1 protein-coding gene is annotated in these 255 nt (G+C 69.0%); it reads right to left on the reverse strand.

Annotation, left to right across the window (positions count from 1 at the left end; genetic code table 11):
- Nucleotides 1-68 precede the first annotated feature (68 nt).
- Nucleotides 69-255 (reverse strand): hypothetical protein (locus FNJ47_RS50780; protein ID WP_206685428.1); only part of this gene is annotated, 187 nt, incomplete at its 5' end.

Raw genomic sequence — 255 nt, forward strand, 5'->3', positions numbered from 1 at the left:
TCATTGTGCGCTATGCCGATGACCTCAGCATCGGATTTGAGCACCATGGACCAGCGGCGTCGCGCCGCTCAGTAGCCATAATACCCGCCCGGGCAAACCCAGTTGCCGTAAGCGTCGTAGCCGCAGCCACCGCGGTAGTAGGCCCCCGCCGCAGCCGCGCCGACTGCAGCCGCGCCCACTGCCGCCGCTCCGGCCCCGTAGCGGTAGCCGTAGCCGCGATACCCCCCTGCAGCGTACGCGCCCCGATAGCCGTAG

Origin of the sequence: Bradyrhizobium uaiense (assembly GCF_010811875.1) — a bacterium.
Lineage (GTDB): Bacteria > Pseudomonadota > Alphaproteobacteria > Rhizobiales > Xanthobacteraceae > Bradyrhizobium > Bradyrhizobium uaiense.